Origin of the sequence: Reyranella humidisoli (assembly GCF_019039055.1) — a bacterium.
GTDB classification, from domain to species: Bacteria; Pseudomonadota; Alphaproteobacteria; order Reyranellales; family Reyranellaceae; genus Reyranella; species Reyranella humidisoli.
This window is the reverse complement of record NZ_JAHOPB010000002.1, coordinates 110,342-133,285: the sequence shown is the minus strand read 5'-3', so window position 1 is coordinate 133,285 and position 22,944 is coordinate 110,342. Positions and strand designations below refer to the sequence as shown.

Below are 22,944 nucleotides of genomic sequence, written 5' to 3'. Positions count from 1 at the left end.
GCCATCGGCGCGGTCGGCACGCGACACGGTTCGTTTCCTGCAGGAGTTGGGCGGACGGGCGTCCACCGGTGCGGAGGATGGCCCACGGCTCGCAGCCGATCAATGGAGCCGACGGATTTCCGTCAGCTTTCGGGATGCTCCATGATGCCCAGCACGAAGGGATTGGGCACGCGCGCGAAGCCCTCTTCGCCCACCAGCACATCCAGGCCGAGCGATGCCAGATCGTCGGCCAGCGGTTCGATGGCGCGCGCTTTCTCCAGATAGAAGACTTTCGAATAACCCTGGCAGACCTCGCAGCATTCAGCGCGGAGATAGGCGGTGCCCGCGAGATTGCGGAACGAAACCTTGTCGGTGCTGCCGCAATGCACGCAGCGCACCCGCACATAGCGCCACGAGGTCGCGCACAGCGAGCAGTGGAGATGGCGGTGGCCGAACTTGGTGCCGCCCGGCGAAATCAGTCCGGAGACCGGTGGCGATCCGCAGGCAGGACAGTCGCCGCTTTCGGTCTCGCTCGCGAGGTCGGCAGCGTCGAGCAGCGCCGCCATGCGCGTCCATGCGACCTGCAGGGCGGCTGCCACGAAAACCGCCTGCGCCGCTTCTGCGCCCGTGACGTCACCACCGAGGAAGCGATCGGCCAGCGCTTCGAGATCGACCGGGCTGGCCGCGAGAAGGGCGTCGCGCGCCGCGCGGGCGGACTCGGGCAGGACCTCGCGGTCGATCGTTTCGAGGATGCGCGACAGCGCCACGCGCCAGCTCCCGTCGCGCGACCAGATCGCGGGATCGAGCGGCGCGCGCTTCACCAGCTTCGCCTTGGCGATCTCGGCCGCTCCCGGCAGCGAGCCGGGCGGCAGGTTGGACAAGGCCTCGTGCTGCGCGGTCACAAGTGCGGCGATCAGACGGAGGAAGCCTTCGAGATCGTGGCCCGGTGCCAGCTCGCGAAGGCGAGCGGCGCGAATCTGAAAGAGTGTCGCGAGATCGGGCAGTCGGACGCGCTCACCCTCGGCGGCAGCGCCGAGGATGTTCTCGCCGAAAGCAGCAGTCGGATTGTCGGGGCCGGAACTCAGGGCTTCCCGACTTCCTGACGGAACCACTTGCGGTGGTGCTTCCATGCCCAGCCGCCGCTGACTGAACCGCGCGTCATGGCGCTCATCGTACCCTTGACCCAGATCGCTGCATAGACGTGCACGATCCAGATCAGGATGGCCCCGATGGCGCACAGCGCATGGACGACCGCCGACAGTCGCTTCTGGTCGATCGTGGTGTAGGACGCGAAATAGGTGTCCCAAAGCACGAGCCCGCTGCCGAGCAACAGCAGGATCAGGATCGACTGGCCCCAGAAGACGAGCTTCTGGCCGGCATTGTACTTGCCGAGTTCGGGCAGGCCTTCTTCCTTGTTGTTGATCACCGATCCCAGGTTCTTCATCCAGACCGTGTCGTCGCGGTTCCAGAAATTGAGCGTGAAGAACCTGAGAAAGAGTCCGAGGAAGCTGATGCCCAGTACGACGCCGATCCACGGATGGATCGCGCGCGTGATCTGGCCGCCGCCGAACAGGTAGGTAAGGAAGTAGAGCGAGGGATGGAACAGGGCCAAGCCGCTCAGGGCCAGCAGGACCAGCGACACCGCCGTGATCCAGTGGTTGATGCGGGCGGCCGTGGTGTAGCGACTGACCGGCTTGGTGTGCTCGCTCATGCCTTCTTGCTCCCGGCCGCGTCGGTCCCCGCCAGCTCGGCCGCCTTCTCCTCATCGTGCTCCGTCACCCGGTTGGGCCCCTTGGTGACGTAGTGCATGAGGCCGAAGGCGCCGGCGAAGGCGATGGCCGCCAGCGACAGGGGCTTCATCACGCCCTTCCAAAGGCCGACCAGCGGGCTGATGTGCGGATTGTCCGGCAGGCCGGCGTAGAGCGACGGCTTGTCGGCATGTTGCAGCACATACATGACGTGCGTGCCGTTCACGCCCGGCGGATTGTACAGACCGGCATTCTGGTAGCCGCGCGACTTGAGGTCGGTGATGCGCTTGCCGGCATGGGCGATCATGTCTTCCTTGGTGCCGAAGTAGATCGCCTGTGTCGGGCAGGCCTTGGCACAAGCCGGCGCCTGTCCGACCACGACGCGGTCGGAGCAGAGCGTGCACTTGTAGGCCTTGCTGGTGACCTGCGAGATTCGCGGGATGTTGAAGGGGCATCCCTTCACGCAATAGCCGCAGCCGATGCAGTTGTCCGAGATGAAGTCGACGATGCCGTTGGTGTACTGCACGATCGCGCCCGGCGCCGGACAGGCCTTGAGGCAACCCGGATCGTCGCAATGCATGCAACCATCCTTGCGGATCAGCCATTCCAGGTCGTCGCCGTGCTCGTACTCCGTGTAGCGCATCACGGTCCAAGAGGCCGGCGTGAGGTCGGTCGGGTTGTTGTAGGTGCCGTCGGTGTAGCCGATCGACTGGTCGAGCTGGTTCCACTCCAGGCATGCGGTCTGGCAGGCCTTGCAGCCGATGCACTTGCTGACGTCGATCAGCTTGGCGACGGCAACCGCGGCCGGCTTGCCGGCGGCGGGCGGCGGTACGCTCGATGCGGAGCGGCGGCGGAGGTCGAGAGCTTGCAGAGCTGACATCGTTCCCTCCCCCGATCAGGCCACGGCCGGCGACGTCGCCGGCGGGGTGGTTTTCTTCACGTCCACCAGGAACGCCTTGTACTCTGGCGTATTGGTGCTGGCGTCGCCGACCGCCGGCGTCAGCGTGTTCAGCGGATAGGACTTCCGGGTCATCCCGACGAAGCCGTAGTGGATCGGCAGGCCGATCACGTCGCACGGCTTGCCGTCGACCATGATCGGCCGGAAACGCTTCGATACCGAGGCCTTGGCCTTGATCATGCCGCGCTGGCTCGACACCTCGACCCAGTCGCCGTTCCGGATGCCCTTTGCCTTGGCCAGCCGCTCGCCCATCTCGACGAACATCTCCGGCTGGACCACGGCATTGTCGTGGACGTTCTTGGTCCAGTAGTGGAAGTGCTCGGCGAGGCGATACGAGGTCGCCACGATCGGGAACTTGTCGGGCGTACCGAACGACTTGGCGTCAGCCGCGAACACCCGGACCACCGGATTGGTGTTGACCTTGGGATGCAGCGGGTTGGCGATATAGGCGTCCATCGGCTCGTAGTGCTCGGGGAATGGCCCGTCCGGCATGGCGGTGCGCGAGAAGAGCCGCGCCGTGCCTTCCGGGTTCATGATGAATGGGCCGACCGACTTGTCGGGGGCCACCGTGGGCGCATAGTCCGGCACGTCGGCGCCGACCCAGCGCGAGCCGTTCCAGGTGATGTACTTCTTGCGCTCGCTCCACGCCTTGCCATCGGGGTCGGCCGAGGCGCGGTTGTAGAGGACGCGGCGATTGGCCGGCCAGGCGTAGCCCCAGTTCGGATGCACGCCGAGACCGCTGGGATCGCTGGCGTCGCGACGCATCGACATATTGCCGGCCTCTGTATAGACGCCGGTGTAGATCCAGCAGCCACCCGAGGTCTTGCCGTCGTCGCGCATCACGGCGAAGCCCGGCAAGAGCTGGCCCGCCTTCAGCAACACCTTTGTGGGATCGGCCGGATCGGGCAGATCCTCCAGCGCGTAGCCGTTGATCTCCTTGAGGAGTTCGACCGGCTCGGGATGCGCGGGCTTGGCGTAGTTCCAGGACGTGTTGAGGATGGGGTCGGGGAAAGCGCCGCCATCCTTCGTGTACGCCGCACGCAGGCGGTTGTGCAGATCGGCAATGATCTGGATGTCGCTGCGCGATTCGCCCGGCCCCTCCACCGACTTCCAGTGCCACTGGATCACCCGGCTCGAATTGGTGAAGGTTCCTTCGTCCTCGGCATAGGCCGTGGTCGGAAGCTGGAAGACTTCGGTCTGGATCGACTTGGGATCGACGTTATTGAACTCGCCGTGGTTTTCCCAGAAGCGTCCCGTCTCGGTCTCGAGCGGATCCATGATGACGAGCCACTTGAGCTTCGACAGTCCCGCCTGGACCTTGGCCTTGTTGGGCGCGGCCATCATGACGTTGAGGCCCTGGCAGAACAGGCCGTTCATCTGGCCGCCCGCCATCATGTCGACGATCTTGAGAACGTCGTAGGCTGTGTCGAACTTGGGCAGGTAGTCGTAGGCCCAGTCGTTCTCCTTGGTCGCCGCCTTGCCGAACAGGCTCTTCTGCTGGCTGACGAAAAACTTCCCGTAGTTCTGCCAGAAGCTGGTCTGGCCGGGGCGGATCGGCTTGAAGGCACGCGACTTCATGTAGTCGGCGTAGGTCGCCTCCCGCTCGTTCGGCAGGACGAGGTAACCCGGCGTCGACGTGGTGAGCAGGCCGAAGTCGGTGATGCCCTGCACGTTGGAGTGACCGCGCAGCGCGTTCACACCGCCGCCCGGGATGCCCATGTTGCCCAGCAGGAGCTGGATCATGGCCATGCTGCGGATGTTCTGAGCACCGGTCGTGTGCTGCGTCCAGCCGAGCGCGTAGAGCGAGGTCATCGAACGCTCGCCGTTAGCCGTCGAGGCGATCAGTTCGCACACCTTCAGGAACTTGTCCTTCGGCGTGCCGCAGATCCGCTCGACCATCTCGGGCGTGTAGCGCTCGACATGGGCTTTGAGCAGATTGATCGCACAGCGCGGGTTCTGCAGGGTCTCGTCGACCTTGGCCATGCCCTGCTCGTCGAACTCGTACTCCCACGTCGTGCGATCGACGTAGTTCTTGCGGGCCTCGTCGTAGCCCGTGAACAGCCCGTCCTCGAACTTGAAGCCTTCCTTCACGAGGTAGGAGGCATTGGTGTAGGCGTTGACGTACTTCTGGTGGATCTTGCCGGTACCCAGCAGGTAACGCATCACGCCCGACAGGAACGCGATGTCGGTGCCCGGCCGGATCGGCGCGTAGAGGTCCGACACCGCAGCCGAGCGCGTGAAGCGCGGGTCGACCACGATCAGCTTGGCGCCGTTGTTCGCCTTGGCTTCGGTTACCCACTTGAAGCCGCAAGGATGGGCCTCGGCGGCATTGCCGCCCATGATCAGAACGATGTCAGCATTCTTGATGTCGTTCCACGAGTTCGTCATCGCGCCACGTCCGAATGTGGGGCCAAGACTGGCCACCGTCGGTCCGTGTCATATTCGGGCTTGGTTCTCGAGGGCGAGTATGCCCGTCGACCGGATGGCCTTGTAGGTGAGGTAACCCGCCTCGTTGCTGCAGGCGGAGCCGGCGAGGAAGCCGGTGCTCACCCAGCGGTTTACCGTGACGCCGTCGCGATTCTTCGCGATGAAGTTCTTGTCGCGGTCTTCCTTGGCGAGCCTGGCGATGCGTTCCATCGCGAAGTCCCAACTCACGCGCTCGAACTTGTCGGAGCCGGGCTTGCGGTGCATCGGGTACTGGAGGCGGTTGACGCTGTTGGCGAAGCCCAGCGAGGCCGCGCCGCGCGCGCAGAGCGTACCGCGATTGATGGGGTTGTCGGAATCGCCCTCGATGTGGATGGCCCGCGCCTTGCCGTCCTTGGCGCCGTCGGACGACGAGTAGACAAGGACGCCGCAACCCACCGCGCAATAGGGGCAGGTGTTGCGCGTCTCGGTCGCCTTCTCGAGCCGGTAGGGCCTGACCCCCGCGGCCAGTCCTTCGCTCGCGCCGATGAAGCCCAGCGCACCAACGGAAGACGCGGCGAGGCCCGCAGCGCTCACCTTCATGAAATGCCGACGTGTAACGGCCATGTTCATCTCCATCCCAACAACGCTTATGAGGTAGTGAACCACCTCTTTTTTGTTTCGCGTCGCGGGATAGTGAAACGCTTCAGGGTGCGCGAATCAACAGGTAACTGGACGATAACCGAAAATTGAGTGGATTTCCCCGGGACCCAAGGGCCCGAACGTGCCTCAGGGTTTGCGCTGGAAACCCCAGTTTTCCGCAAGAATCTCCCCCATCCGGGCGGCGATGATGCGGTTGCCGGGGCTCTCGTTCACCGCGTCCCGGGCGTAGTGGATGTGGTCGGCGTAGATCGTCGCCTTTTCCCCGGCAAAGATCTGCGTCAGGTCGTAGATCGGCGTGCCACCGTCCCGCAGGGTCATGAGGCCCGTGACGATGTTGGCGTACATGTTCTTGTAGGAGAGATCGCCGACGACGCGCTTTTCCTCCTCGGTCAGTTCCTTGCCGATCGCGGGGGCGGGCTGGATGAAGTAGGCGGCCTTGACGTTGTTGTCCTTCGCGACCGCCACCGTGGCCTTGATGTACTTCTGATAGAGACCGAGCTGGGTGTCGAAGGCCAGCTTGTGGTTCGACCGGATGCTCTCGGGCATGTGGAATATGCTGTTCAGGGTCGTCTTCTTGGCCGACTTGAAGATGTCCTTGCCCTTGGCGGCCTGCTCAATGCCGCGCACCACCATGTAGGCGGCATGCGAACGGCCGAGAATCGGATTCAGCGCCAGGGTGCCGGCGATCCGGCCCATCACCCAGCCGATCGCGGCGTCGCCGAAATTCTCGTCGGCGACGAAGGGATTCACGTCGAGGAAGTTGCTGAGCGGACGCTCGAGCCGTTCCTCGGCGCCGGGCCAGAAGAAGTAATGCTCGTTGAACCCGCCGAGGACCGCCACGGCGTCGACCGACGAGGCGTAGAGCGAGAACAGGATGAAGGGCTGCGGCTCCTTCCAGGCGCCGTCGCCGCCGTTCAGCACCATGAACGGCTTGCCGTTCGGGCTGATGTATTTCTTATTAAGCTCTTCCTCGAGATAGCGCGGCGCGGGCGGCGCGGCGTTCTGGCCGAGCTGCGAGGCCACCGAGCCGCCGGTCAGCATCACGACATAGCGGTCGGTCGGCTTCAGGACCGGGTAATCCGGGCCGAACAGGCCGACATTGTTGACCCACGGGATGCCACAGGGCGGGTTGGCATGATGGACGAACGCCACGTAGGGATGCGGGAACAGCGTGTCGACGTAACGGCACGCCGTCCCCTTGGTGGCGTCGCGCACGTAGGTGTTCTGCGTGCGCTCGAACAGCTCCTCGGCCGAGGTATAGCGGCCGTCTTCCAGGTAGAGCCAGACGATCGCCGTGACTTCGAGCGCGGCGAGCGAAAGGACGATGCCGAAAAGGACGGAGATCCAGCCGAAGATGCGCTGCTTCATCTCCTCTCCACTACTTCCGCGTGGACTGGATCGCCTGCCAGACACGCTGCGGCGTCGCCGGCATCTGAATGTTGCGAACGCCCAGCGGCCACAGCGCGTCCATGATCGCGTTCATCACCGTGGGGGTCGAGCCCACCGTGCCGGACTCGCCGACGCCCTTGGCGCCAATCGGGTTGCTCTTGGCCGGCACCGTGTCGTCGAGCTGGTTGTTGAAGTTCGGGAAGGTCTCGGCGCGCGGCATGGCGTAGTCCATGAACGAGCCGGTCACGAGCTGGCCGCTCTCCCGGTCGTAGACGTTCTCTTCCAGCAGCGCCTGGCCGATGCCCTGGGCACAGCCGCCATGGATCTGGCCGAACACGATCGGCCGGTGCAGCGGCTTGCCGACATCGTCGACCGTCGTATAGCGCTTCAATTCGACCATGCCGGTGTCCGGATCGATCTCGACTTCGCCGACATGCGCGCCGTTCGGCCAGGCGATGCCGTCGACCGTGTTCACGTTCTCGATGTAGATGCGCTTGTCGGGCTGCTTCGCCGCCAGTTCGCCGAGGCCGATGCCGCGGTCGGTGCCGGTGATGGTGAAACGGCCGGCCGAATAGACGATGTCGGCGGTGGCCGCCTCCAGCGCGTCCGCCGCCAGTTCCTTGCCCTTGTCGACCAGCTTCTCGCTGCCGCTCAGCACGGCCGAGCCGCCGATATAGGCCGAGCGCGAGCCCATCGAGCCGACGCCGCCGACGCGGTCGGAATCGCCCATGGCGATCTCGATCTGCGAAGGGTCGATGCCGAGCAGTTCGGACGCGAGCTGGGTGAAGCTGGTCTGCAGCCCCTGCCCCATGCCCTGGGTGCCCATCCAGATGACGACCTTGCCGTCCGCCTTGACTTCGTAGTGCGCCATCTCGTTCATCACGTTGGCCGAGGTCCATTCGACGTAGGAGGCGAGGCCGCGGCCATAGAGCTTGCCGCGCTTCTCGGCCTCCGCCTTGCGCGCCGCGAAGCCGTTCCAGTCGGCCGCCTCGAGCGTCTTGGTCAGGAACAGGTCGAAGTCGCCGGAATCGTACTTCTCGCCCATCGCCGTGGTGTAGGGCATCTGCGAGGGCTTCACGAAGTTGCGCCGGCGCAGTTCGGCCGGATCCATGCCCATCTGGCGCGCCGCCGTGTCCATCAACCGCTCGAGGTTGAGGATGCACTCCGGCCGGCCGGCGCCGCGATAGGCGCCGATCGTGGCGGTGTTGGTGATGACGCAGGTGATCTTGAGATCGATCAGCGGGATGTCGTAGGTGCCGGTCGTCACCTTCGGGCCGACGAACAGCGGGATGACCACGCCGCCGCGCGACGGATAGGCGCCGATGTTGGCGAAGGCTTCCATGCGCAGCCCCAGGATGCGGCCGTCCTTGTCGAACGCCATCGAAGCCTTGTGGAACTGGTCGCGGCCGGCGGTCGTGGCGGCGAATTCCTCGCCGCGTTCGGCGCGCCAGCGCACCGGCCGCTTCAGCACCTTGGCGGCCCACACGGCCACCGCCTCGTCGGGCTGGATGCCGACCTTCATGCCGAAGCCGCCGCCGATGTCGCGCACGACCACGCGAACCTTGTCCTTGGGCATCTTCAGGATGACGTCGCACAGCGTGTCGCGCGTCACGGAGGGATTCTGGCTGCCGATATGGACGATCAGCCGGTCGTTCTCCCACTCCGCCATCACCGCGCGCGGCTCCATGGCGTTCACGATCAGGCGCTGATGGACGATGTCGAGGGAAACGACATGGGCGGCGCTCTTGAACGCCTCCTCGGCCTTGGCGTGATCGCCGAACTTGTTGTAGCCCGCGATATTGCCGGGGGCGCCCTGCCAGACCTGCGGCGCGCCGGGCTTCAGCGCATCCTCGATCTCGGTGACGGACGCCAGCTGCTCGTACTCGATGTCGACCAGTTCGACGGCATCCTGCGCCTGCTCGCGCGTGTCGGCCACGATGGCCACGACGGCCTCGCCGACATAGCGCACGACCTCGTGCGCCAGCGAGCGCCGCGGCGTCATCTCTGGCTTGCTGCCGTCGGCCGCGGGAAACATCGCCGGGAAGGCGAAATTGCCGACGCCTTCCTTTTCCATGTCGGCCCAGGTGTAGACCGCGACCACGCCCGACGCCTTTTTGGCGGCGGAAGCGTCGATCTTCAGGATTTTTGCATGGGCATGGGGAGAACGAACGAGGACCACGTGGGCCTGGTTGGGCCGCGACAGGTTGTCGGTGAAGCCACCCGTGCCGGTCAGAAGCCGGTCATCCTCGACACGCTTGATGTACTGAGCCTTGCCAAACACCGCCATACGCCACTCCCGCCGCAAAACCCCTATCGGGTCGGCCGGACTATAGCGGCGATGCCGCGCCCTACAAGCCAGCGCGACGCATGGCCCCGGGCCTCAATGGCGGAGGCTGGGCATCTCCGGCAGCGGCACGATGCGGATTCCAGCCGCCTCCAGCCCCTCGCGGACCGCTTTCGAGACGGTCACGGCCGTCGGTCCGTCGCCATGAACGCAGATCGAATCAACCTGGCAGGGAATGCGCTTGCCCGAGGTGGAGTAGATCGCCTGCTCGTCGATCATGCGGCGGACATGCTCGACCGCCTTGGCCGGATCCTTGATCATCGAATTGGCTTCCTTGCGCGGCGTCAGAAAGCCGGCGTCGGTATAGGTCCGGTCGGCGAAGACTTCCTCGGCGACGCGCAGCCCGTGCTTGCGGGCGGCCTTGCCCTGCTCAGTGTTGGCCTGGGCGAGGAAAATCAGGTCGCGGTCGACCGCCCTGGTCGCCCGCGCGATGGCTTCGGACATCTCGGGGCTCTCAGCCGACATGTTGGCCATCATGCCGTGCGGCTTCATGTGGGTGACCTTCATGCCGTGGAGGGCGGCGATCGCCTGCAGGGCGCCGATCTGGTAGGCGATGTTGGCCTCCAGTTCCTTGATCGTGAGGTTGATGACGCGGCGGCCAAAGCCCTGCAGGTCAGCAAAGCCCGGATGGGCGCCGATCGACACGCCGTTCTGCGCGCAGAGCTTCACCGTATCCATCATCACGACCGGGTCGCTGGCATGGAAGCCGCAGGCCACGTTGGCGGAGGTCACGATCTTCAGGACCTCGGTATCGTTGCCCATCACCCACGGACCGAAGCTCTCGCCCAGGTCGGAGTTGATGTTCACGTGTCCGGCATTCGTCGCGGCGGCCATGGGAGACTCCCTCAATTCGAGGCGCTATCGTAGCAGAGTGAGCGTTCGGTACCTATCCTGCGGCGACACCGCCTTCACTGTCGAGTTCGGCAACGAGATTTCCCCCGAGATCAACGGCCGGGTGATGGCGCTTCATGCCGCCATCGGCCTCGCCCGCGAGGCCGGGGAGATTTCGGGCGTCGTCGAGACTGTCCCCACCATGCGGTCCCTGATGGTGACCTACGATCCGCTCGCGACCTCGCGGGCCGATCTCCAGCCCCGGATCGACGCCATGATCGCCCGCGGCCTGCCGGTCGACGCTGGCAGCCGCCAGGTGACCCTCCCCTGCTGCTACGACGACCCCGAATTCGCGCCCGACCTCGCCGAGGTTGCCGAGCGCACGAAGAAGAAGCCCGAGCAGGTGATCGCCGCCCACCTCGCCTCGCCCTTCAAGGTCTACGTGCTGGGCTTCATGCCCGGTCTCGCCTATGTCGCGGGGCTCGATCAGGCGCTGTTCCTGCCGCGCCGCAGCCAGCCGCGCGTGCGCGTGCCGCGCTCCTCGGTCGCCATCGCCATGGACATGACGACGATCTACCCGTTCGAGAGTCCCGGCGGCTGGCACCTGATCGGCCGCACGCCGCTGTGGATGTTCGACAAGCGCCGCGAGCAACCGGTGTTCCTGTCGCCCGGCGATTCGCTCGCCTTCGAGCGCATCGACCGCAAGAGCTTCGACCGCATCGCCCGTGAGGTCGAGGCCGGCAGCTTCGACTGGTCGAGCCTGGTGAAGGGCAAATGAGCGCCGCGTTGAAAGTCGTCCGCGCGGGACTGTTCGATACGCTGCAGGATCTCGGCCGCACCGGCTTCATGGCGCTGGGCATGCCGACCGCCGGCGCGATGGACCGGATCGGGCTCGGCCTCGCCAATGCACTTGTCGGCAATCCCCAGCACACCGCCGGCATCGAGATCGGCGTCATGGGTCCCGACCTGCTGGTCGAGGCCGACAGCGTGCGCGTCGCTCTCGTGGGCCCGCTCTCGCCCCAGCTGATCGACGGGCCCGACGCACCGCCCAAGCCGCTCGACTCCGACCGCAGCCACCTGCTGAAGCGCGGCCAGACCCTGCGCGTCGGCATGATCGAGGGAGCGAGCACGGCATACGTCGCGGTGGCCGGCGGCTTCGCGCTGCCTTCCTTCATGGGCAGCCTCTCGACTTATTCGCGCGCCGGCATCGGCGGATTCGACGGTCGCAAGCTCGCCGCCGGCGATCTGCTGCCGCTCGCGAAGGCCAGCGTGCCGGCGGTCAACGAACGAAAACTCGCGCAACCCTTCGATTATGGCAGCGGCCCGATACGGGTGATCTGGGGACCGCAGGAGGACTACTTCAGCGAGGCTGGCCGCAAAACTTTCGTCGAGTCCGAGTATCGCGTCTCCAAGGAGGCCGACCGCATGGGCATCCGCTTCGAGGGGCCGGTGATCGCCCACGCGAAGCCCGTCGACAAAGGCGGTGCCGACATCATCTCCGACGGCATCGCGCCCGGCGCCATCCAGGTGCCCGGCGCCGGCCTGCCCATCGTGCTGATGGCCGACCGGCAGACTGTTGGCGGCTATCCCAAGATCGCCACCGTCGCCTCGGTCGACCTGCCCCGGCTGGGACGCCTGTTGCCTGGCCAGACCGTGCGCTTCGCCGCGATCACCGTCGAGGAAGCCGAGGCGCTGCGCCGCGACCAGGAAGCGAGGCTCCAGCGCGCCATCGCCGGCTTCGCCGTGGCGCGACCGCCCGGCGGTATCGATCTCGTCCGGCTCTACGAAGAGAACCTGATCGACGGCGTCGTTTTCGATTCGCCGTGGAACGTCACCTCGAAGCCTTCATCGGCCGAGGGCGGCACGAAGTAACTGGTGAAGAGTTCGAACTCAGCGTCGCTGACGTTGTAGGCGTGAGAACCGGCGGCATTGCGGGCTCGCAGCCGCGCCTTGCAGACATCGTCGGGTACGTCGAGGAAATGGAGTTGGTGACTCGCACCGGCGCGCTCGAACAGGCTCCGCATCCACTGACGGCTGGCCGGCGTGTTCGCAGGAAAGTCGAGCACCACCGAAGGTCCCGCCTCCAGCAGCGCAACGATATGGTCGCCCATCACCTCACGCAGGCGGCGGGAATTGCGCACGTAGTCCTCGATCGTCTTCTGCTCGTCCTTGTAGAGGCAGGCGAGCCACGCATCTTCGCTGATCCGGATGGTGGCCGGTTGCGCCGTCAACCGGGCGGCGAGAGTCGACTTTCCGGCCGCGATCTTGCCGCAGATCATGTGGAGCGTCGCCTTTGCTCGACTTGCCGTTTCGTCCATCGGTCGCCTCTCCCGCGAAGACCGGTTTACTGTAGCCGGTCCGGGTCCTGGTTGGTACGAACCGCCCGGGCAGGAAACGTTCCGACAAACGATCGGGGGATGCGTCGAGATGAGCTGGCAACCGGAAATGGACGAGCTGCGCCGCCGTCAGGAAATGACGAAGCGCATGGGCGGCGCCGACAAGGTCAAGCGCCAGCACGATGGCGGCCGACTGACGGTACGCGAGCGCATCGAACGGCTGCTCGACAAGGATTCGTTCCGTGAGCTCGGCAGCGTCGCCGGCAAGGCCGAGTATGACGGCAAGAACGACCTGGTGGATCTCACGCCAGCGAACGTGGTGATGGGCCGTGGAAAAATCGACGGGCGGCATGTCGCCGTTACCGGCGACGACTTCACCGTGCGCGGCGGCTCGGCCGACGCCACGATCAAGGAGAAGTCGAACTTCGTCGAACGCTACGCCAACCAGTATCGCGTGCCCGTCGTGCGCCTGATCGAGGGTTCGGGCGGCGGCGGATCGGTGAAGACGATCGAGACGACGGGGCGCGCCAACGTGCCCGGCGTCGCCGGCTGGGAATGGGCGGTGCGCAACATGGGCGCGGTGCCGACCGTGGGCCTGGGCCTCGGCTCCGTCGCGGGCCTCGGGGCCGCGCGCCTGGCGGCCACGCACTACTCGGTCATGGTCAAGGAAGTCTCGGCGATGTTCGTCGCCGGTCCGCCCGTCGTGAACCGTCTCAGCCCCAAGCAATACGACAAGCAGGAGCTGGGCGGCTGGGAGATCCAGCTTCGCGCGGGCGCCATCGACGAAGCCGTCGACAGCGAGGACGAGGCCTTTGCCGCCGCCCGCCGCTTCCTCTCCTACCTGCCCTCGTCGGTCCATGACGCACCGCCGCGCGGCCCCGTCACCGACGATCCGGCGCGGCGCGAGGAATCGCTTTTCGACGTCATCCCGCGCGACGTGCGCAAGGTCTATCGCATCCGCCCCATCGTCGAGAAGGTAGTCGACCAGGGCAGCTTCTTCGAGATGGGTCGACTCTACGGCCGCTCCGTCGTGACGGGCTTCGCGCGCGTCGATGGCTGGCCGGTCGCGGTGATGGCGAGCGACCCGATGTTCTATGGCGGCGGCTGGACCTCCGATACCTGCCAGAAGGTGACGCGCTTCCTCGACATGGCGGAGACCTTCCATCTGCCCGTCGTCTATTTCTGCGACTGCCCCGGCTTCCTCATCGGCCTCGAAGCCGAGAAAAGCGGCGTCATCCGCCAGGGCGTACGCGCCATGTCGTCGATGTTCCAAACGACCGTTCCGTGGTGCACCTTCATCATCCGCAACGCCTTCGGCGTGGCAGGCGCGGCGCACCAGAACGGCTCGCGCATGAACTGGCGCTATGCCTGGCCCTCCGGCCGCTGGGGATCGCTGCCACTGGAAGGCGGCATCGAGGCCGCCTATCGCGCCGACATCGAGGCTGCCGACGATCCGAAGGAAAAGATGGCGGAGATCGAGGACCGGCTGAACAAGCTGCGCTCGCCTTTCCGCAGCGCCGAAAGCTTCTGGATCGAGGAGATCATCGATCCGCGCGACACGCGCAAGATCCTCTGCGAGTTCGTCGACCTCGCCGCCCCCGTCCGCGGCAGCGGCCCTGCACACATGTGGATGAGGCCTTGATTCAGCGACCCCAACCGTACCCCGTCAACCGGGGCAGGAGCCCGCAGGCCGGCTCGAAGGGTGGATTGCTGAGATAGTCCTGGTCGGACACGACATAGGAGCGGCCCGGCGAACGGCTCACGACGGCACTCAGGGCCGGGTAGGACCAGTCCTGGAAGAACAGCTTGTTCGGCCAGTCGTGCAGCGGCAGCGTTTCCGCGCGGACCAGCCCGCTGGCGCCGTCGACGACGATGCGCAGACGCTCGATATAGCCGGCCCAAAGGCGGGTCAGCGCGATGTCCGGCACCGCAGCGGCGACCGTCAGCGCCGCCAGCGCAAGCATCATGCGCCGCGCCACCTCGGGCCGGCGCACGACGGCGAAGATCGCCGGCGGATTGGGGCGTGCGACCTGCACCCACATGCCCACGAGAAGGGCCGCCAGCAGCATGCCGGCGGCCTGGCGGGCCACGTAGTGCGACGGCGGGTAGAGGATCGACGGACCGTGCACGACGCGCCACCAGGGTGACAGCGCGAGCAGGAGGGCGATGACGCCCATCACCACCATCGGGCCGCTGCCCTGCAACCAGGCCGGACGCCGCAATCCCGCGATCGCGCAGATCAGGAAGCCCGCCAGCGGGATCGAGAACTGCATGTTCTGCCAAAAATCGACGCTGGTGGAGCGCACTTTCGTGAAGTGCGGATGATCCCAGTAGTCGACGATCGTGATGGCCGAGATGAGAGCGCCCCCCACGAACGCCAGCGCCGCCAGTCCACGCAGCGTGCGAGTCGCCGGATCGTCGCACTGCCTCATCGACCACACGATCGCCGAGGCCACCAGAGGCCCCAGATAGATCATCGCCTCGTAGGACCTGAGGCACAGCAGGCCGAACGCCAGCAGCAGGGCGGCATCGCCGCGGCTGCGGCCATCGGTCGTGAGCACGATCGACATCACCGCCGTGATGCAGGCGAAGGCCACGTTGTATTCGCCGACGATGAAGAACGAAGTCGGCAGATAGACCACTGCCACGATCGCCAGCACGGCCGTCAGCAGCACCGGATCGCGCCGCGCCCGCATCAGGGCCAGGTGATAGAAGGCGGTCGGCAGCGCGAACAGGGCCGCCGAGTACACCATCGTCAGCAAACGGGTGTCGCGAACGCCCAGCTTGGCGAGCAGGAGAACCGGCGCCTGCGTGACCCAGTCGACATGGGCGCGAGCGGCGTAGAAGTCGTGGAAGTGACCGTGATCGAGCAGGTTCACCAGAAAGGACGAGCCGTCCCAGAACAGAGCTCGACCGGCGAGTGTGTTGTGCAGCGCGAGTAGCCACAGGAGCAGGACGACCCCCCGGGCGACGGCAACCGGCGACAAGGTCGACACGCTCAGTCGCGCCACACATAGGAGCCCAGCGGATAGGGCTCGGCGGGCGGGAAAGGCTGCCAGGCGTTGAAGCCGCGCGGCGGGGCGATGATGCCATCACCCCGCTTGGCGCGCAGGATCAGGCTCTGGCTCGGCAGGATCCACGATTCGACCAGCGTCTCGAGCGGACGCTTGGCGAGCGGCGTCGATTCGAACTCGATGACGCCGCTCTGGCTGCGGACGATCGTTCGAACCGTGTTCAGGTAGCTCCGCCATTCGAACGTCAGATAGGCGTTCGAGGGCAGGATCGCGAGTACCATCAGGCAACCGAAGGTCAGCATCCGGCGCGACACTTCCGGTCGGCGCAGTGCCACGAACGCCTTGATGCGGCTCCCGAGCGGCGACGTGTAGAGCCAGATCAGGATGACGATGATCGTCATGACGAGGCCCGCGATGCTGCGCGCCGTGTACTGCGACTTGGCATGCGGACGCACCAGCGTATCGGTGAGCACCAGCAGGGGAGACAGAGCGAGCAACACCAGGAAGATGCCGGCGACAAGATAGGGCTTGCGACGGGCGAGATCCTGCGGCCGCACGACAGCCCAGCCAAAGATGACCAGCGCCGCCAGCAGGGCCAGGTCGAACTGGATGTTCTGCCAGGCATCGAGCACCGTCGCAGCGGTCCGGCTGAGATGGTCCTGCGAGAACGGATTGATCAGCGAGTTGGCGGCGACCAGCATGGCGCCCAGGAAGGGCAGGATGGCCAGCAGGTAGAGCGTCGTGGCGAGGGCGGGTCGCGGTCGGATCCGGTAGATCGTCCAGGCGATCATCGCGGCCAGCACCGGCCCCAGATAGAGCATCACCTCGTAGGCCCGGATCGCCAGCAGGCCGACGGCCAACAGGAAGGCGCCGTCCTCGACGGTCAGCTTCTGCGCCGTCGCCAGGCGCACCGCCACGACCATCCCGATCGCATAGGCGGTATTGTATTCGCCGACGATGAAGAAGGAGGTCGTCATGAAGACGACGCCGATGGCCGCCAGGACCGCCGACAGCAGGATGGCGTCGTCCCGTACCCGCTGCAGGGCGAGGTGGTAGAGAGCCGTCGGAAGGGCGAACAGGCCAAGCGACAGGAGCTGCGCCAGAAGATGCAGGTCGGTGACGCCCAGGAACACGGCCGTCAGGATCGGCGCCTGCCCCAGGACCATCGCAAACAGGCGCGGATCGTAGAAATCGAAGAAGAATTCGCGCCGGGCGACCTGCACGAGGAATGCAGAACCGTCGACGAACAGCCCCCGGCACTCCCAGCTATGCCAGAGCACCAGTGTCCAAAGGAGGCCGACCGTGGCCCTGTATGCGACTGTAGTTGTTGGCATTTCCCCGCGTGCGGGCCTACAGGAGGCTTGCCGGGGGTGCAAGCGCTGACGGCTTGCAGCGTCGATGGGGCGCTGTTAGCAAGGCGCGGCAAACGAGGATGGCGGATGCTCAGTTGGGAGAAAATCGACGCGATTCCGGGCTGGTTCATGTTCCAGTCCTATTGCGTCTGGCGCGCCCTGCTCGACCAGCAGGCCAATATTTCGGGCGATCTGTTCGAGATCGGCGTCTGGCGGGGCCGTTCGGCCTCCGTCCTCGCCTCTTATCGCAAGGGCAACGAGAAGCTCTACTTGTGCGATCTGCGGCTGGATGAGCCTGCCGTCCGCCGCTCGATCGAGTCGGTCGGTACCCAGCCCACGAACATCGTGCCCCTCTCCGGCCCGTCCGCGGACCTTCCCGCCAAGCTCGACCTGCAGGCGATGCACCAGTCGGTCCGGTGGTTCCACATCGACGGCGAGCACACCGGCACCGCCGTCTATCGCGAGCTGGAGTTCGCCAACCGGATCGTGAATACCGAGGGCATCGTCGTGATCGACGATTTCTTCTCGCCACGCTACCCGGCCAACACGACCGAGGTCATCCGCTTCCTCGAGAAGAATCCGTTCAGCTTCCGCTTGCTCGCCGTCGGCTTCAACAAGGGCTACCTCTGCCGCCCCGAGAGTCTGCCGCGCTACATGGATTTCATGGCGACCGGCATGTCGAAGACGCTGCTGCAGTACGGCGCCAAGACGACGATCTTCAAGACGACCGGCCCGTGGGACACCGACGCCGTCGGCATCACCGACTATGTCGACGATGCCGGGGCCATCGCTGGCCCCGACAACGAGCCGCAGCGCTGGCACATGATGCGGACCCGCCACGTCTGGGGGCCGATGCGCCACCTGCAGAACGGCTGGCGAATGCTGCGCGGCCGCTAGGCCGGAGGCCGCTGCAGCCGTCAGCCCGCGGGCTTCACGATCTTCATCTGCTCGTCGAGATCGTCGGCGATGAAGGCACGGACGACCTCGTCGAGGTCCTTGTCCGTCTCGAAACCGAGGCGGCGCGAGCGGGCGGAATCGATGCCCTGGGGCCAGCCGTTGCAGATACTCTGGATCGCCGGATCGTGCTGCCACACGACCTTGCCGACCTTGCGGTTGCCGGCATGGCGGCCGATCGCCTGTTCGAGTTCCTTCGCCGTCACGTTGATGCCGTTCAGCAGCAGCGTGCGCCCGGGACCGAAGGCGTCGGCCGGCAGGTCGTGCAGGCGCATGAAGGCGTCGACCGTCTTGCGCGGGCTCAGCACCACCATGACCGTCTCCGGCGTCACCGGGCAGACCACGTCCACGCCGGTCAGCGGCTCGCGCAACACCGAACTGGCCCAGGTCGAGGCCGCCTTGTTGGGCAGGCCGGTGCGCACGCAGATCGTCGGCAACCTGACCGCGGTACCGCGCAAAAAGCCCTTGCGGGTGTAGTCGCGGACGAGGAATTCGCCGATCGACTTCTGGGCGCCATACGACGTCTGTGGCGTGAGCGGCGTGTCGTCGGTAACAGCCGGAGGCAGGTCGCCGCCGAAGGCAGCCAGCGAGCTGGTGAAGACGACGCGCGGATTGGTGCCGAGCGCCCGGCAGGCTTCGAGCACGTTGCGCGTGCCGTCCAGATTGACCCGATAGCCCAGGTCGAAATCGGCTTCTGCCCCGGCGCTGACCACGGCCGCAAAATGAAACACCGTCGATGCCCCCTGGACGATCGACTGCACCGTCGCGAAATTCGAGATGTCGCCTGCCACAGTCTTGACCCGGGGATCGTCGAGACCCGGACCGCTCGCCTTCGCGACGTCGAAAAGCAACAACTCACCAACTCTCTTCGGCTGGCCGGAAGGCCCCGCGATCTCGCCCTGCTGCAGGATGCGCCGTGCGAGTTTCTTGCCGAGGAAGCCTGCGCCGCCGGTGATGACCACCTTCATGTCGTTTCCGTCCCGAATTCGTTGATTGTCCACGAAAGTGTGCACAGATCGCCGTTCGCAGTCTATGTTTGCCGGACATGGCAGGGCCCAGCGACATCTACGTCTTCAAGGACGCTCTCATCGTCCTCGGAACGGCGGCCGTCGTGGCGCCCGTGGTGCACCGCCTCAAGATCAGCCCCGTGCTCGGCTTCCTGGTCGTCGGCGCCGCGCTGGGCCCGTTCGGCCTCGGCCGTCTTGCCGACTATTCCCGCGCCATCGACTGGTTGACGGTCACGGGCGAGCGGCAGATCGCCTTCATCGCCGACCTGGGCATCGTCTTCCTGCTGTTCTTCATAGGCCTCGAACTCTCGATGCGCCGCATGATCACCATGCGCCGGCTGGTCTTCGGGCTGGGCGGCCTGCAGGTGGTCCTCTCCGCGTTCGTCATCAGCCTCGCCATTTACTGGCTGGGCCAGCCCGCCGCCGCCGCCCTCATCATCGGCACCTGCCTGGCGCTCTCCTCCACCGCCATCGTGATGGAATTGCTGTCCGGACAGCGCCGCATGATGTCGACCACCGGCCGCACCAGCTTCGCCATCCTGCTGGCGCAGGATCTCGCCGTGGTCCCGCTGCTGTTCCTGATCAGTGCGCTGGGCGGCCATTCGGAAGGTTCGGTGATCCAGGGCGTCATCGTGGCCGTCGTCGAGGCCGTGCTGGCCGTGGCGGTGATCGCGGTGGTTGGCCGGCTGGTGCTGAAGCCCCTGTTCCGCCTGGCCGCCAGCACCGACAACCCCGAATTCTTCATGGCCGCGACGCTGCTGATCGCCGTTGGATCCGGTGTTATCGCGGCATTCGCCGGCCTCTCGATGGCGCTGGGCGCCTTCATTGCGGGCCTGCTGCTGGCGGAAACCGAATATCGCCGGGCGGTCGAGGCGATGATCGATCCCTTCCGCGGCCTGTTGCTCGGGGTCTTCTTCTTCTCGGTCGGCATGCACATCGACCTGAGCTTCATCTGGCGGGAACCGGTGCTCGTGATTGGCGGTTTCCTTGCCATGATGGTCGCCAAGACTCTGCTGCTGGTGCCGCTCTGCCGCTTCTTCGGTGTGCCCTGGGCCGCCAGCGTCGAGACCAGCCTGCTGCTGGCCCCCGGCGGCGAGTTCGCCTTCATCGGCATCGGGCTCGCCACCCAGTTCAGCCTCGTGCAGCCCGGCATTGCCGCGGGTGTTCTCGCGGTGGTGTCGCTGACCATGGGGACGCTCCCGTTCGTGTCCCTGTTCGCGCGCCGTGCCGCCCAGCGTGTCGCCAAGAAGGTGACGGGCGATGCACCGGCAACCCCGCTGCCTCCAGCCGACCACGCCAAACGCGTGATCGTCGTCGGTCACGGCCGCGTCGGCCAGCTCGTCTGCGACCTGCTCGACAAGCACGAGATCTCCTACATCGCCGCCGACCACGACGCGGTCCGCGTCGAGCGCTGGCGCAAGCTCGGACGTTCGGTCTATTTCGGCGATGCCTCCAATTCGCTGTTCCTGCAGCGCTGCGGCATCGACGAGGCGACGGGCGTGATCGTCACCATCGACACGGCAGCGGTCGACGACGTGGTACGGGCCGTGCGGGCACGCCGGCCGGACGTGATGATCGTGGCGCGCGCCCACGATGCCCAGCATGCCCGCCATCTCTACACGCTGGCCGTCACCGACACGGTGCCGGAAACGATCGAGGCCAGCCTGCAGCTGGCCGAATCGGCACTGGTCGGGCTTGGCGTGCCGATGGGCCTGGTGATCGCCTCGATCCACGAGCGACGCGAGCAGGTGCGCAACGAGCTGCAGGCCGCGGCCGGTGGCATGGGATCGATGACCGCACGGATCCGCGACGCCCGTCGCGAGAAGGCCGCGAAACCATGAAGGTCATCAGCTGGAACCTTCTGCGGCTGACGGGCGCCGCCGTCGAGGACGTGGCGGCGCTGATTGGCATCCAGAAGCCCGACGTGCTGCTGATGCAGGAGGCGACGCAACACATCGAGAAGCTGCCGGAACTGGTGGGCGGTCACTTCTACCGGCTGTCCTGGCTCGGCCGGATCCATGGACTCGCGGTCTGGAGCCCGACCCATTTTCCACGTCCGGTGGCCTTGTCGCTGCCGGCCTCGCGCCTGCCCGGGCGGCTGCCGCGCCGTCGCGCCCAGATCATCCAGATGGGCGAGATCACGCTCGCCAACGTCCATCTGTCGCACGGACAGCTCCTCAACCGCCGCCAGCTCGCCCGCGTGGCCGCGGCACTGCAGGGAAAGCCGTCGGCGATCATCGGCGACTACAACGCGGTGGGGCCGGTGGTCCTGCCGGGCTTCGCCGATGTCGGCCCTCGCGAACCCACGCACCTCTCAGCCAATGTGATGCCGGTCCGGCTCGACCGCTGCCTGGCCCACGGGCTGGTCTGCCGCGCCTCCGCCGCGCTCGACTTCGGCCCCTCCGACCACCGGCCGATCAGGCTCGAGTTACAGCTCGAAGGCCCGCACGCCGAACCCGCGCCTTCGTCGGCCCGCAAGGACCGGCTGCGCCGTTTCTACAGGTAGGGCTGCAACAGGCGCGCCGCGCTGTTGCGCAGACGGATCGGCAGCGGGTCGCCATCGATATCGGCCAGGGTCAGGCGCTGCTGCGGCGTGGCCGACTCCACGATCTGTCGCGCGAAGGCCGCGTCATGCAGCTCCACGTTCAGCTCGAAGTTCAGCCGGAAGCTTCGGGTATCCCAGTTCGCGCTGCCGATGAACGACCAGGAGTCGTCGATCGTCATCAGCTTCGAATGGTCGAACGGCGCCGGCATCAGCCAGATACGGCAACCCACCTCTATCAGAGGCCTGAGCGGCACGCGCCGCGCCCAGTCGAGGATCGCGTGGTTGGAATTCTCCGGCAACAGGATATCGACCCTGATGCCGCGCATGGCCGCGAGGCCCAGCGCCATGGTGAGCGGCTCGCCCGGCAGGAAGTAAGGAGTCACGACGCGAATCGATTCGCGCGCACACGAGATGGCGTGCAGCGCCACGAATTCGATCTGCTCCATGTCCTCGTCGGGCCCCGACGGCACGACCCGCGCCGACACCGTGCCGACCGGCTCCAGCGGCGGGAACCAGTCCGTGTCGGGCAGATGCTCGCCGGTCGTGAACAGCCAGTCGTCGGCGAAGGCGTCGGTGAGCTGCTCGACCACCGGTCCTTCGAGGCGGAAATGCGTGTCGCGCACCGGATGCGCCGGGTTGGTCGCGATCACGTTCTCCGCGCCGATGTTGAGGCCGCCGGTGAACGCCACCTTGCCGTCGATCACCAGCAGCTTGCGATGATTGCGCAGGTTCAGGAACGGTGTGCGCCACGGGAAATACGAATGGAGGAAACGCGCCACAGGCACGCCGGCTTTACGCAGGCGGTCGTACGTGCCCGACCAGAAATAGCCGCCGCCGATCCCGTCGATCAGAACCCGCACCTCGACGCCACGCTTGCGGGCGTCGATCAGCGCCTCGTGGAACTTCTCGCCCGCCGCGTCGGCCCGAAAGATGTAGCTGCACAGGCCGACACTCTTCTGCGCCCGGCCGATCTCCTCGAGCATGCGCGGGTAGGCCTGGTCGCCGCTGCGCAGCATCTCCACCAGGTTTCCGGGCTTCGAGGGCAGGCCGGTCAGCCGGCCGACCGCATATTCCAGCGGCGTGAGCGAGTCCGTCGATCCCCGGGCGCCGTCGGACGTAGCGAGTAGAAGAGGCTGGCGCTGGCGTCTCAGCCTCTGGGCGCGCCGCTTCACGCGGTTGATGCCCATGATGGCGTAGAGCAGTCCGCCCATGAAGGGCGACAGCCAAGCAATCCCGATCCAGGACACAGCGGCGCCGACGCTGCGCTTGTAGAGCAGCACATGAACCGTCACCGCGCCGGCAATGGCGACGTGGGCCACCGCGGCAACGGCGCCCACCAGCGCCGTCACATTGTCATCGAGAATCACTTCGCCCGTTCCCCGACCCTTGCAATGCAGCCGGTCGAGGAACCGTTCTAGCGA

The 22,944-nt window shown here is 66.1% G+C and carries 18 protein-coding genes; 6 read left to right on the top strand and 12 right to left on the bottom strand.

Annotated features, from left to right (window positions below; genetic code table 11):
* Positions 1 to 122 precede the first annotated feature (122 nt).
* The 7 genes from fdhE to KQ910_RS18930 all read right to left on the bottom strand — a co-directional run bounded on the left by fdhE (position 123) and on the right by KQ910_RS18930 (position 10,318).
* Positions 123 to 1,091 (bottom strand): formate dehydrogenase accessory protein FdhE, encoded by a 969-nt coding sequence (gene fdhE / locus KQ910_RS18960; protein ID WP_216964221.1) that lies wholly within the window; start codon positions 1,089 to 1,091, stop codon positions 123 to 125.
* A complete protein-coding gene (locus KQ910_RS18955; protein WP_216964220.1) occupies positions 1,061 to 1,690 on the bottom strand; it encodes a formate dehydrogenase subunit gamma in 630 nt (209 codons plus the stop codon). Before KQ910_RS18955 ends, fdhE begins: the two co-directional genes overlap by 31 nt.
* A complete protein-coding gene (gene fdxH, locus KQ910_RS18950) occupies positions 1,687 to 2,607 on the bottom strand; it encodes a formate dehydrogenase subunit beta (protein WP_216964219.1) in 921 nt (306 codons plus the stop codon). Before fdxH ends, KQ910_RS18955 begins: the two co-directional genes overlap by 4 nt.
* 15 nt (positions 2,608 to 2,622) lie before the next feature.
* Complete coding sequence (fdnG, locus tag KQ910_RS18945; RefSeq protein WP_216964218.1) at positions 2,623 to 5,721, bottom strand: formate dehydrogenase-N subunit alpha; 3,099 nt, start codon at positions 5,719 to 5,721, stop codon at positions 2,623 to 2,625.
* A 156-nt stretch (positions 5,722 to 5,877) separates the two neighbouring features.
* Positions 5,878 to 7,119, bottom strand: a complete 1,242-nt coding sequence (locus tag KQ910_RS18940; protein WP_216964217.1) for a hypothetical protein — start codon at positions 7,117 to 7,119, stop codon at positions 5,878 to 5,880.
* 10 nt (positions 7,120 to 7,129) lie between these two features.
* Positions 7,130 to 9,427, bottom strand: a complete 2,298-nt coding sequence (locus KQ910_RS18935; RefSeq protein WP_216964216.1) for a xanthine dehydrogenase family protein molybdopterin-binding subunit — start codon at positions 9,425 to 9,427, stop codon at positions 7,130 to 7,132.
* Between the two features lie 93 nt (positions 9,428 to 9,520).
* Positions 9,521 to 10,318: a LamB/YcsF family protein gene (locus KQ910_RS18930; RefSeq protein WP_216964215.1), complete on the bottom strand. Its 798-nt coding sequence runs from the start codon at positions 10,316 to 10,318 to the stop codon at positions 9,521 to 9,523.
* A 37-nt stretch (positions 10,319 to 10,355) separates the two neighbouring features.
* Between KQ910_RS18930 and pxpB the strand changes: the two genes are divergently transcribed.
* On the top strand, positions 10,356 to 11,093 hold the full coding sequence (gene pxpB / locus KQ910_RS18925) for a 5-oxoprolinase subunit PxpB (RefSeq protein ID WP_216964214.1): 738 nt from the start codon (positions 10,356 to 10,358) through the stop codon (positions 11,091 to 11,093).
* Positions 11,090 to 12,187 (top strand): 5-oxoprolinase subunit C family protein, encoded by a 1,098-nt coding sequence (locus KQ910_RS18920; protein WP_216964213.1) that lies wholly within the window; start codon positions 11,090 to 11,092, stop codon positions 12,185 to 12,187. The genes pxpB and KQ910_RS18920 overlap by 4 nt, the downstream gene beginning before the upstream one ends.
* Here KQ910_RS18920 and KQ910_RS18915 read toward each other — a convergent pair.
* Complete coding sequence (locus tag KQ910_RS18915) at positions 12,097 to 12,633, bottom strand: P-loop nucleotide/nucleoside kinase family protein (RefSeq protein WP_216964212.1); 537 nt, start codon at positions 12,631 to 12,633, stop codon at positions 12,097 to 12,099. The two genes, KQ910_RS18920 and KQ910_RS18915, sit on opposite strands and share 91 nt — an antisense overlap.
* Before the next feature lie 109 nt (positions 12,634 to 12,742).
* Between KQ910_RS18915 and KQ910_RS18910 the strand changes: the two genes are divergently transcribed.
* Positions 12,743 to 14,293 (top strand): acyl-CoA carboxylase subunit beta, encoded by a 1,551-nt coding sequence (locus KQ910_RS18910; protein ID WP_216964211.1) that lies wholly within the window; start codon positions 12,743 to 12,745, stop codon positions 14,291 to 14,293.
* Between the two features lies 1 nt (position 14,294).
* On the opposite strand, the gene KQ910_RS18905 is transcribed toward KQ910_RS18910, so the two are convergent.
* Both KQ910_RS18905 and KQ910_RS18900 read right to left on the bottom strand, forming a co-directional pair.
* Positions 14,295 to 15,647: a hypothetical protein gene (locus KQ910_RS18905; protein ID WP_216964210.1), complete on the bottom strand. Its 1,353-nt coding sequence runs from the start codon at positions 15,645 to 15,647 to the stop codon at positions 14,295 to 14,297.
* A gap of 2 nt (positions 15,648 to 15,649) precedes the next feature.
* Entirely contained in the window at positions 15,650 to 16,945 is a 1,296-nt protein-coding gene (locus KQ910_RS18900) for a hypothetical protein (RefSeq protein WP_216964209.1), read from the bottom strand.
* A 159-nt stretch (positions 16,946 to 17,104) separates the two neighbouring features.
* Here KQ910_RS18900 and KQ910_RS18895 point away from each other — a divergent pair, with 159 nt between their 5' ends.
* Complete coding sequence (locus tag KQ910_RS18895) at positions 17,105 to 17,914, top strand: class I SAM-dependent methyltransferase (protein WP_216964207.1); 810 nt, start codon at positions 17,105 to 17,107, stop codon at positions 17,912 to 17,914.
* Positions 17,915 to 17,934: 20 nt separating this feature from the next.
* On the opposite strand, the gene denD is transcribed toward KQ910_RS18895, so the two are convergent.
* Positions 17,935 to 18,939, bottom strand: a complete 1,005-nt coding sequence (denD, locus tag KQ910_RS18890) for a D-erythronate dehydrogenase (protein WP_216964205.1) — start codon at positions 18,937 to 18,939, stop codon at positions 17,935 to 17,937.
* A 77-nt stretch (positions 18,940 to 19,016) separates the two neighbouring features.
* On the opposite strand from denD, the gene KQ910_RS18885 reads away from it, so the two are divergent.
* Entirely contained in the window at positions 19,017 to 20,819 is a 1,803-nt protein-coding gene (locus tag KQ910_RS18885) for a cation:proton antiporter domain-containing protein (protein ID WP_216964203.1), read from the top strand.
* Positions 20,816 to 21,484, top strand: a complete 669-nt coding sequence (locus KQ910_RS18880; RefSeq protein WP_216964201.1) for an endonuclease/exonuclease/phosphatase family protein — start codon at positions 20,816 to 20,818, stop codon at positions 21,482 to 21,484. Before KQ910_RS18885 ends, KQ910_RS18880 begins: the two co-directional genes overlap by 4 nt.
* Here the strand turns inward: KQ910_RS18880 and KQ910_RS18875 are convergent.
* A complete protein-coding gene (locus KQ910_RS18875; protein ID WP_369408387.1) occupies positions 21,475 to 22,890 on the bottom strand; it encodes a phospholipase D-like domain-containing protein in 1,416 nt (471 codons plus the stop codon). The genes KQ910_RS18880 and KQ910_RS18875 overlap by 10 nt on opposite strands.
* Positions 22,891 to 22,944: the final 54 nt, after the last annotated feature.

Coding starts and splice junctions, on each gene's coding strand:
- KQ910_RS18955 (WP_216964220.1), bottom strand. CDS start 1,690: ATGAGCGAGCACACCAAGCCGGTCAGTCGCTACACCACGGCCGCCCGC.
- fdxH (WP_216964219.1), bottom strand. CDS start 2,607: ATGTCAGCTCTGCAAGCTCTCGACCTCCGCCGCCGCTCCGCATCGAGC.
- KQ910_RS18940 (WP_216964217.1), bottom strand. CDS start 7,119: ATGAAGCAGCGCATCTTCGGCTGGATCTCCGTCCTTTTCGGCATCGTC.
- KQ910_RS18935 (WP_216964216.1), bottom strand. CDS start 9,427: ATGGCGGTGTTTGGCAAGGCTCAGTACATCAAGCGTGTCGAGGATGAC.
- KQ910_RS18930 (WP_216964215.1), bottom strand. CDS start 10,318: ATGGCCGCCGCGACGAATGCCGGACACGTGAACATCAACTCCGACCTG.
- KQ910_RS18920 (WP_216964213.1), top strand. CDS start 11,090: ATGAGCGCCGCGTTGAAAGTCGTCCGCGCGGGACTGTTCGATACGCTG.
- KQ910_RS18915 (WP_216964212.1), bottom strand. CDS start 12,633: ATGGACGAAACGGCAAGTCGAGCAAAGGCGACGCTCCACATGATCTGC.
- KQ910_RS18910 (WP_216964211.1), top strand. CDS start 12,743: ATGAGCTGGCAACCGGAAATGGACGAGCTGCGCCGCCGTCAGGAAATG.
- KQ910_RS18895 (WP_216964207.1), top strand. CDS start 17,105: ATGCTCAGTTGGGAGAAAATCGACGCGATTCCGGGCTGGTTCATGTTC.
- denD (WP_216964205.1), bottom strand. CDS start 18,939: ATGAAGGTGGTCATCACCGGCGGCGCAGGCTTCCTCGGCAAGAAACTC.
- KQ910_RS18885 (WP_216964203.1), top strand. CDS start 19,017: ATGGCAGGGCCCAGCGACATCTACGTCTTCAAGGACGCTCTCATCGTC.
- KQ910_RS18880 (WP_216964201.1), top strand. CDS start 20,816: ATGAAGGTCATCAGCTGGAACCTTCTGCGGCTGACGGGCGCCGCCGTC.